The organism is Thioclava sp. UBA3469 (assembly GCF_002378135.1).
Lineage (GTDB): Bacteria > Pseudomonadota > Alphaproteobacteria > Rhodobacterales > Rhodobacteraceae > Thioclava > Thioclava sediminum.
The window spans coordinates 1-6,380 of the sequence record NZ_DFRG01000005.1; the positions used below are offsets into that span (position 1 = coordinate 1).

General features: G+C 64.5%; 7 protein-coding genes. 3 read left to right on the forward strand and 4 right to left on the reverse strand.

What is annotated here, in order from left to right:
* Window positions 1-34: 34 nt before the first annotated feature.
* Window positions 35-349 carry a TM2 domain-containing protein gene (locus tag B3D39_RS00310; RefSeq protein WP_075774515.1) on the reverse strand — a complete coding sequence of 105 codons (315 nt, stop codon included), beginning with the start codon at window positions 347-349 and terminating at the stop codon, window positions 35-37.
* A gap of 398 nt (window positions 350-747) precedes the next feature.
* On the opposite strand from B3D39_RS00310, the gene B3D39_RS00315 reads away from it, so the two are divergent.
* Window positions 748-1,431: a sugar transferase gene (locus tag B3D39_RS00315; RefSeq protein ID WP_274963172.1), complete on the forward strand. Its 684-nt coding sequence runs from the start codon at window positions 748-750 to the stop codon at window positions 1,429-1,431.
* A 76-nt stretch (window positions 1,432-1,507) separates the two neighbouring features.
* Here B3D39_RS00315 and B3D39_RS00320 read toward each other — a convergent pair whose 3' ends face one another.
* The gene (locus tag B3D39_RS00320; RefSeq protein ID WP_244176531.1) at window positions 1,508-2,197 is read right to left on the reverse strand and encodes a metallophosphoesterase; all 690 of its coding nucleotides are present in this window, start codon (window positions 2,195-2,197) and stop codon (window positions 1,508-1,510) included.
* 226 nt (window positions 2,198-2,423) lie between these two features.
* On the opposite strand from B3D39_RS00320, the gene B3D39_RS00325 reads away from it, so the two are divergent.
* Both B3D39_RS00325 and B3D39_RS00330 read left to right on the forward strand, forming a co-directional pair.
* Complete coding sequence (locus tag B3D39_RS00325; RefSeq protein ID WP_274963173.1) at window positions 2,424-3,620, forward strand: glycosyltransferase family 4 protein; 1,197 nt, start codon at window positions 2,424-2,426, stop codon at window positions 3,618-3,620.
* A gap of 183 nt (window positions 3,621-3,803) precedes the next feature.
* The gene (locus tag B3D39_RS00330; protein WP_274963174.1) at window positions 3,804-4,073 is read left to right on the forward strand and encodes a hypothetical protein; all 270 of its coding nucleotides are present in this window, start codon (window positions 3,804-3,806) and stop codon (window positions 4,071-4,073) included.
* A gap of 6 nt (window positions 4,074-4,079) precedes the next feature.
* Here the strand turns inward: B3D39_RS00330 and xrtD are convergent, their stop codons facing one another.
* Window positions 4,080-5,660: a VPLPA-CTERM-specific exosortase XrtD gene (xrtD, locus tag B3D39_RS00335; protein WP_274963175.1), complete on the reverse strand. Its 1,581-nt coding sequence runs from the start codon at window positions 5,658-5,660 to the stop codon at window positions 4,080-4,082.
* An 80-nt stretch (window positions 5,661-5,740) separates the two neighbouring features.
* The coding region (locus B3D39_RS00340) for a tetratricopeptide repeat protein (protein ID WP_286789264.1) at window positions 5,741-6,380 on the reverse strand (640 nt) is incomplete at its 5' end.

Consider the following 6,380-nt stretch of genomic DNA (forward strand, 5'->3'; position numbering starts at 1 on the left):
AGGCCTTGGCCGAGCACCCGATCCGGCAGGCGGATTAAGCTTCCTGCATCAGCCGCCAGCGCGTCTCGGCCATATCCTGCGAGACCATGCCGGGGATCAGCAGCGCGTCGATCAGCCACCACAGCCCTGCGAGGCCAAGCGGGATGAAGCCGATCAGGATGGGCGACAGGAGCGTGCCGATCCCGGTCAGCGCCAGCATCACCACGCCGGAGAAGACGCGCCCCATATACATCCGGTGCACGCCAAGCATCGGCAGCATGAACCACAGCACATAGCCCAGAAGGGCGGACTTCTTCTCATTCGCGACGCGCTGCTCGATATAGAGGGCGCGGGCATCGTCTCGGGTCATGTTAATCTCCATAACATCTTCCCAGCCGATATGGGCAGTTGCGCCGCGGGATCAAGAGGTCGTGGAAAATCCACCCTTTCAGCGGGGCTGCGCGGACATCCGGCTTCATAACGTTTTAACCAAAAGTGACCTTAGGGAAGCTTTGACGCTAATCGCCTTATGCGCGAGTGAGGCGAGACTGCGGATTTCCGCAGGTCGAGAAAAATGTGATATATAAAACAACAAGATAAATAACGATGATCAACGACTTGTGATTTTTAGCCGAGATCTCTTTATAGCCCCGAGCCGCAACAATTGTCGGCTTTCGTCACAATTATGGACGAATCAAAGGTGAAAACCGGGTTAAAGAAAAGCGGGCTCGAAGGTTCGCACTCTGAGGTAGGGTAATAGGGGCGAAAATGTCGGATCTCTCGACCAATTTCGAGCTTGCAAGTGTAACGGGTGCCACCCAGGAACGGTCGCGCATTCTGCGCTACGAGGGCATGGGCAAGCGTCTGTTCGACATTCTCGCCGTGGTCGCGATCCTTCCGGTCCTGCTGCCGCTGATCGCGGTGCTCGCGCTCGCGGTGCGCGCCGATGGCGGTCCCGCCTTCTATTCGCAGATCCGCGTCGGACAGGGCGGCAAGCGCTTCCGCTGCTACAAACTGCGCACCATGCATGTCGATGCCGAGGCGCAGCTCGTGCATTTGTGCAACGAAAACCCCGCGCTCGCGCTGGAATGGTCGGTGAACCAGAAGCTCGACGACGATCCGCGCATCACCCGCATCGGTCGCTTCCTGCGCCGCACCAGCCTCGACGAGCTGCCGCAGTTCTTCAACGTGCTGTTCGGGTCCATGAGCCTCGTGGGGCCGCGCCCCTTCATGCTCGATCAGGAAGCCAGCTACAAAGGCGCGATGGGCCTGGCTTACTACAAGATGCGCCCCGGCATCACCGGGCTGTGGCAGGTCGCCGGGCGTTCGACCACCGCCTTCGTGGATCGCGTGCGCTTCGACGAACGCTATTATGCGCGGCTGTCGCTGCTGAATGATCTGTGGCTTTGCGTGATGACCGTCGCCGTGGTGCTGCGCCAGACGGGCAAGTAATTCCAACACCGGTTGCGAGAGAGAGACGGCTTGTAACCTGCCAACGGGCGCTCCCTTCGGGGGCGCCCATCGTCTTTCAGCCTTCGACTTGCAGGAAGCGCAGCCCGCCCTTGTCGAGCCACGCCGCACTCAGGAGCCCGGTCTCATAGGCGCCGGTATCGACCGCGATGCGGCCCTGATCGGCAACCGGCTGCTCCACGACCCAATGGCCGAAGGCGATCCAGACCCCGTCGCGCCGCGTCATCTGGCCGAACCGTGGATGGCCCCAAAGCAGCGCATCGCGGCTTTGGCGTTCCATCGGGTGATAGGGATCGGCCCCGGCATGGGTCGCGGCGAAGCGCCCCTCGCGCCACATCGCGGGGCGCGCATCGAGCCATGCCAGCAGGTCCGGCCCCAGCGCGCGGGCGAGGTCCATGCGCAGCGCGTCGAGCACCTCCGGGTCCGTCTCGCGCGGATCGGGCGGCGCGATGCCGTAGCTCTGCAACGTCTGCAATCCGCCTACGCGCAGCCAGCCGGCGGTGCGTGCATCGGGCGACAGCAGGAAGTCGAGCATCATCCGCTCGTGATTGCCCATCAGGCAGATCATCCGCGAGGGATTGGCAAGCTGCGCCGCATGAAGCGTCGCCAGCACCCGCGCCGAATTCGGGCCACGGTCGATCATGTCGCCCAGCGTGATGATCCGGGCCTTCGCGCCTTCCGGTTCCTGCCCGATCCGCTCGAACATCTTGCCCAAGAGATCGGCGCGGCCGTGAAGGTCCCCGATCACGCAGATCGGCGCCTCCGGACGAGGCAGACCATTGGGTGCCGAGGAGGGAGCGGTCTCTGGTTTGAGACGGGAGAGTAGAGAGCGCAACATATGGGGAAATCCGGAGTTATGCGGGGTGGAAACCAACGCGTGGCTGGGACATAACCGTCGTAAGACGTGAGCGAAAGGGGCTCACTTAAAAATGGGCGGCAAACCGCCCCCGTGGCAAGGGCGGGTCTTAAGGGGCATGGCGAGACGCATTCTGATCGTGGTGGAGAACCTGCCGGTGCCGCTGGATCGCAGGGTCTGGCTGGAGGCCACGACATTGCGCGCGGCGGGCTACGAGGTCTCGGTGATCTGTCCGATGGGGCGCGGCTGGGACGCGGCCTATGAAGAGATCGAGGGCATCCATATCTACCGCCACCCCGCACCGCCCGAAGCCCATTCCGGCGCGGTGGCCTATGCGCGCGAATATTGGCACGCGATCAAGGCGTGGTTCCGGCTGGCGAAACGGGTGAAACGCGAGCGCGGCTTCGACGTGATCCAGGGCTGCAACCCGCCCGACCTGATCTGGCTTCTGGCCTGGCGCTACCGGCTGTCGGGCGTGCGCTACATGTTCGATCATCACGACGTCTGCCCGGAACTCTTCGAGGCCAAGTTCGGCAAGAAGGGGCTCCTCTGGGCCGTGATGCGCATCTGGGAGCGGATCACCTTCGCCAGCGCCTCGGTGTCGATGGCCACGAACGAGAGCTTCCGCAAGATCGCAATCTCGCGCGGTGGCATGGCCCCCGAGGACGTCTTCGTCGTCCGCTCCGCCCCGCGCGTCGAGACCTTCCTGCCCGGGCCCGGTGATCCCGCCTATCGCAAGGGCGCGAAGACGGTGCTCGGCTATATCGGCGTGATCGGGCAGCAGGAGGGGATGGACCTTCTGGTTCAGGCGGTCGAGCATCTGGTGCGCAAGCTCGGCTACAGCGATCTGCATGTGGTGATCGTGGGCTTCGGGCCCGAACTGCCCACCGTGGAGGCCGACGTCGCGGCGCGGGGCCTGAGTGACTATTTCACCTTCACCGGCCCGCTCTACGGCGAGGATATGCTGGCGGCGATGAACGTGATCGATATTGGCGTCGCGCCCGATCCGAAAAACGCGATGAACGACATCTCCACCATGAACAAGGTCATGGAATACATGACGCTCGAGAAGCCTTTGGTGCAGTTCGAACTGACCGAAGGGCGGGCCTCTGCAGGGGAGGCCGCGCTTTATGCCCGCGCCAATGATCCGAAGGACTTCGCCGCCCGGATCGCGGCCCTGATCGAGGCGCCCGAACGCGCGCGTTCGATGGGGCGGCTGGGCCGGGCGCGGGTGCTCGATGCGCTGTCTTGGGACTTCTCGGCCCGACAGCTCCTTGCGGCCTATGATCGGATATTCTCCAAGATGGGGAAATAAAGCCTACAGATCGAGCGGAATTGTTTCTTATAAATAGTTCTTTTCGCTCAATTTTCGCCAAGATTCCAGTTGCGCGCCGCCCCATTTGCGCCACAAACTCCAGGGGCGGACAGCGAGATGGTTCGCCCTATATCGTTAAGCATTCAGCTTGGAACTTGTATGGCGCATTGGAGGACATCGGCGGTGGCGTTTACCGCACTGGTTGTGGCCGGTGTGGCCAGCTCTGCCTTCGCGGGTGATCTGCGCGAAACCACGCCTCACGCGACCGCTGATCTGACGGGCCGTGCGCTCTACGATCCGGTGGCCCATGCGCTCGCGATCGGACTAACACCGGCGATGGCCGATGCGCGCGTGGATCGTGCGATCAAAGCCGTGGAAACCTGCCCGCTTGTGTTCGACACGCGCAATCCGATCCCGGGTTGCTGGGGCGGAACCGTCGCGCTGGGCTCGTAAGCCCGCTCAATCCGGAATCGAAGCGCTCAGCCGGGGCAGGGACTGCCCGATGAAGCGCGTAAGCCGCCGGTCGGCTGCGCGGATATCCTCGTCGCGTCGGATCGGCGTGACATAGCGCACCAGCGCGCCATCGGTCCGTCCGCGCGTGATCCCGTCCACGATCACCGACAGCTTCGCGCGCCAGTCGCTCGTCATCGCGCGGCCACGCCCGTCGAACCAGTAATAAACCAGTTGCCGGTTGAGCCCCTTGGTGATGATCGCGCGGTTGACCTCGAAGGGGGCGCGGTGGGGCAGGGCGATGCGATGCGGACGGAAAGCGCTGACTTCCCAGCCGCCGACCGGCAGGCAGACCTCGGGGGAATGGATGCCGTCGCCCTGGCTCTGATCGGCATACCACGCCACAAACAGGTTCACCGGCGCGTCCTGCGCGGGATCGGTATAGACCGCGTTGAGATAATCGCTCGCCGCCAGCACAGTTTCCGTCGCCGGCTCTAGCGGGCGGCGGGTGCCCTGCCAGCCATCGATCTGCGTCGGGAAGGACGACAGCGGCGCGCGCTCCGGCGGGAGCGTCGTCATCTGCGGCAGGCCCGACCAGAGCGCCAGCGCGACCCCCGTCAGGACGACCGCGAGCCCCAGATCGCGCGACGGCGCGAGGTTGCGCAAGCGACGCGCTTCCGGCGCGAAACGGCGATAATCGAGGTCGAGCGCCTCCGAGAGCGGTTTCGGCTCGGCCACCAGCCGCTGCAGCCCGATTGCGGTGAGGCTGAGGATCGCGATCGCGGCGCCGAAGATCACCCAACCCTCGAAGACATGCAGGAAGCCCTCGGCCTGCTCAATCCCGTAGGCGTCGACGAGGATCGCGACCATACCGATGCGCAGCGAATTCAGCAGAACCGTCAGCGGCGCGGCCATCACGAAGAGCACGGCCTTATGCCAGAACGGACCACGATAGAGGATGCCGAACAGGTAGGAAAAGCTGAGGATCGGGAAGAGATAGCGCAGCCCCGAACAGGCATCGGCCACCTGCAGCTTGTAGACGCCGAGGTCGATCACATTGCCGCTCAGGTGCACGGGGATGTCGGCGGCGCGCACCAGCATCACGCCGAGTTCCGACGAGACGAGTTGCAGGGCGATGGTGAGTTTCCAGTAAAGGATCTGCGGCAGCGGCAGCATGAAGATCAGATGCAGCACCGGCTTCCAATGGCGCTTGCCCGCCTGCCAGCCCATGCTCAGCAGTACCGCGCCCATCATCCAGACGATCAGCGCATAGGTCACGAAATCGGCGATTTGCGCGCGGCTGCCGAAGACCGCGAGGGCGAGCGCCACTGCGATCACCGCGACGCCTTGCCAGCGCTGCGGGCGGGCCTCTAGCGTGAGCGGTGAGTGATGCAATTCGCGCGCGAAAAGATAGAGCGAAATCAGCGGGATCAGCGGTCCGTGGCTATATTCCGGCGTGGACCACGCGGCCCCGAGGCTCGCGAACCCCAATGCGAAGAACGGATGGGAGAGGACGGCCAGCGTCAGCAGGCCGAGCGTACCCCATGGCAGGGCACGCACCTCGCGCAGAGGGGGGCTCGTGGTGATCATCTCGACTGCTCGCTCATAGGCCGTCTGACGCGGCGCTTAACATGAGCTTACCCTGCGAGAGCTTTGATCCAAAGACAAAATCAGCGCTGGGCCGGGGCCGGGCGCGGGGTGTTGCCCGACGAGCCCTCTCCGGTCAGGGCGGCAAGCTGCGCCTGCGCGCCTTGCATCGCGGGCGGGAGCGGCTCACCGGCCAGACGCAGCGCGTCGCGCAGGGCGGCTTCGGCCAGATCGGTCTCTTCCAGCGCGATCAGCACGGCGGCGTAGTGATATTGCGCGAGCGGGTTCTCCGGCAATCCGGCGGCGGCAGCGGCGAGCAGGGGGCGCGCCGCCCCGTAATTGCCCAGCCGATATTCCGCCCAGCCATAGGTGTCCTTGAAGGCGGGTTCGGGACGCTCGCGGAAGCGTTTCGCGATCTGCGCCGCACGCTCGAGGCTGGGCCGGTCGTCGCGATGGGTGCTCAGCAGGCTCGCGAGGTTATTCGCGACGATCAGATCGCCGCTGTCGCGGGTGTAGAGATCGTCATAGGTCGCGATCGCCGCGTCGAACCGGCCCGATTTCTCCTCCGAGCGTGCCCGGTAGAGCAGCAGCAGCGGATCGGCCTGCGGGGCCTTTTCCAGCGCTGTCTGGATCACCGCGAGCGCATCGCCCTCGCGTCCTTGGGCCGCGAGCAGGCGATAGAGCTGGCGGGCCGGGCGCGGATCCGCCGGGTCTTCATACATC